The sequence below is a fragment of the Saccharomonospora halophila 8 genome (assembly GCF_000383775.1).
GTDB classification, from domain to species: Bacteria; Actinomycetota; Actinomycetes; order Mycobacteriales; family Pseudonocardiaceae; genus Saccharomonospora; species Saccharomonospora halophila.
Genome location: NZ_KB912490.1, coordinates 1 through 2550, shown reverse-complemented (window position 1 = coordinate 2550; position 2550 = coordinate 1). Strand labels below are relative to the sequence as shown.

General features: G+C 72.0%; 5 protein-coding genes. 4 read left to right on the top strand and 1 reads right to left on the bottom strand.

Translation table 11 applies throughout. The annotated features are described in order from the left end of the window. Positions 1 to 301 (top strand): DUF2867 domain-containing protein (locus SACHA_RS20055; RefSeq protein WP_039737848.1); only part of this gene is annotated, 301 nt, incomplete at its 5' end. Positions 302 to 342: 41 nt separating this feature from the next. Here the strand turns inward: SACHA_RS20055 and SACHA_RS0103490 are convergent. Then, a complete protein-coding gene (locus SACHA_RS0103490; RefSeq protein ID WP_019807247.1) occupies positions 343 to 690 on the bottom strand; it encodes an STAS domain-containing protein in 348 nt (115 codons plus the stop codon). Between the two features lie 138 nt (positions 691 to 828). On the opposite strand from SACHA_RS0103490, the gene SACHA_RS0103485 reads away from it, so the two are divergent. From SACHA_RS0103485 to SACHA_RS0103475, 3 genes are read left to right on the top strand one after another with little or no spacing between them, the layout of a single operon-like run. Further along, entirely contained in the window at positions 829 to 1683 is an 855-nt protein-coding gene (locus SACHA_RS0103485) for an STAS domain-containing protein (protein ID WP_019807245.1), read from the top strand. A gap of 6 nt (positions 1684 to 1689) precedes the next feature. Continuing rightward, the gene (locus tag SACHA_RS0103480) at positions 1690 to 2052 is read left to right on the top strand and encodes an STAS domain-containing protein (protein WP_019807243.1); all 363 of its coding nucleotides are present in this window, start codon (positions 1690 to 1692) and stop codon (positions 2050 to 2052) included. Next, on the top strand, positions 2049 to 2474 hold the full coding sequence (locus SACHA_RS0103475) for an ATP-binding protein (RefSeq protein ID WP_019807242.1): 426 nt from the start codon (positions 2049 to 2051) through the stop codon (positions 2472 to 2474). The genes SACHA_RS0103480 and SACHA_RS0103475 overlap by 4 nt, the downstream gene beginning before the upstream one ends. Positions 2475 to 2550: the final 76 nt, after the last annotated feature.

Genomic DNA, 2550 nt, shown 5'->3' with positions numbered 1-2550 from the left:
CCGGCGCCACCCGCACCGGCTGCGGGTCGGGGAGGCGCTCGACTGGTGGCGGGTCGAACGCCTGGAGCGGGGCCGGCTGCTGCGGCTGCGTGCGGAGATGCGGCTGCCCGGCCGTGCGTGGCTGGAGTTGTCGGTCCGGCCGGACGGCGACGGCGGTGCCGTGTACCGGCAGCGGGCGTTGTTCCTGCCGCACGGTTCGCCCGGCCACCTGTACTGGCTCGCCCTGCGGCCGTGGCACGGTGTGGTCTTCGGTGGGATGGCCCGCAACCTCGTCGGCGCGGCCGGACACGCGAACCGATGACCGAAACGCTCGACCCGCGAGCGGTCCGCGGACCCGGGCCGTCAGTCGGCCGTGCTGATGTCGAACAGCGGTACCAGGCCCGAGATCTGCAGTACCCGGTAGGCGTGCCGGTCGACGTTGACCAGCCGGACCGTGCCCCCGCGTTCGGCCGTCCCGGCGTGGGCACGCACCAGGGCACCGAGGCAGGCCGAGTCGAAGAACGAGAGTCCGCTGAAATCGATCACCAGATGCCGGGCGCCGTGCGACAGCAGCCGGTGCAGCGCGTCGTCCACGCGGGGCGCGGCACCGTGGTCGATCTCGCCGCCGAGCGTGACGTGCCCCTCGGCCTCGACCAGTTCGGCACGCACGGTCGCACCGCCGTCGGTGGTCGATTCGTCGCGTCCGGTCACCCGTTGTCCGTTTCCGTCGTCGCGCAGCCCCTACCGGTGAGTACCCCACCTGGAGGTTCGTTGCCGTCTGTCCTAAGTTTGCCAGGGAGGAGCCGATGCCTCAGCGCGTGAGCTGGGCCTGAAGGTGGGAGCCGAGACATGACCGACGACACCACCGCCGCCGTCCGGGCGCGCCTGGTGGAGTTCCTGGAGACGCATCGCGCCGAGATCGAACGGGAGTGGTCGGTCACCGCGGTGTTCTCCGCCCGGAATTCGGACGAGGCCGCCGAGGAGGCGTCCGCACTCCTCAGCGGGGTGCGCCAGGTGATCGAGACCGGAGCCGAGGAGGATCCGTCGGCGGAGGGGTTCGGCACCGTGCGTACGGTGCTCGGCACACTCGCCTCCCGAGCCGCGGGGGGACGGTCCGGGAGCAGCCGTCCCGACGTCACCGTGCTCAAGGAGCCGGTGCTGCGGCTGTGGGAGCGGCGCGACGAGCCCGCGGACATCGCCTACCGGGGCGGGCTGGCCCTGGCGACCGTGCTGAACACGCTCCGCATCGCCCTGCTGGAGATCGAACTGTCGGCGGGGGCGGACACCATCCTCGCCCAGCAGGAGCAGCTCGCCGAGCTGTCCACCCCGGTGATCAAGCTCTGGGACGGCATCCTGGCCATCCCGCTCATCGGCACGCTGGACAGTATGCGCAGCCAGGCGGCCACCGAGAGTCTCCTGGAGGAGATCGTCCGCCAGCACGCGCGGGTGGCGATCCTGGACATCACCGGGGTCACGGCCGTGGACACGCTGGTCGCCCAGCACCTGCTGAAGACGGCGATGGCCGCACGCCTGATGGGCGCGGAGTGCGTCATCAGCGGCATCCGTCCCCAGATCGCGCAGACGATGGTCCAGCTCGGTATCGATCTCGGCGAGGTCGCCACCCGGGCCAGTCTCGCCGACGCCTTCATTCACGCACTGCACACGCTCGGGATGGCCATCACCCCCGCGCGGGAGGTCGGGTAGTACGGCATGACCAACACGTCCCTCGTCGGGCTCGGCGACGTTCTGCTCGTCACGATCCAGGGCGAACTCAGCGACCGGGACGCGCTCACCCTCCAGGAGGATCTGACCGGGCGCGTGGCCGAGATCAGCGCCCGGGGTGTGCTCATCGACATCTCCGGCCTGGAGGTCGTGGACTCGTTCCTGGCCCGGACGTTGCACGACATCGCCGGTGCCTGCGCGCTGTTGGCCGCGCGGACGGTCGTGGTCGGCATGCGCCCCGAGGTGGCCATCACGCTGGTCGAGCTCGGCCTCACCCTTCCGGGGCTGCAAACCGCCCTCACCGTGAGCAGGGGACTGTCCCTGCTGGGCGCCGACCCGGGACAGCCATGACCGGTGTCGTCACCGAGCACCAGCTCGCCGTCCGCGAGGAGGTCGACATCGTCCACGTGCGCCAGGCGGCGCGGGACGTCGCGGTCTCGGCCGGGTTCTCCCTGGTCGAGCAGACCAAGCTGGTCACGGCCGCCAGCGAGCTCGCCCGCAACACCCTGAAACACGGGGGCGGCGGCACAGCCCGGGTCGCGCTGGAGAAGGACGCGGACCGGACGGCGCTGCGGCTGGTCTTCCGTGACGAGGGGCCCGGTATCGCCGACACCGAGCAGGCGCTGACCGATGGCTACAGCAGCGCGGGGGGACTGGGGCTCGGCCTCAGCGGCGCGCGGCGGCTCGCCGACGAGTTCGACCTGCGCACCGGCGCCGGACAGGGGACGACGGTGACGGTGGTGTTCCGCACGAGCAGGCCCGGCAGCGGATGAGCGGGGAGGCGCTGGCCGTCCACGCGCCCGTCCACGTACACCAGGCCCGGCTGGCGGCGGGCCGTGCGGCGCGCGA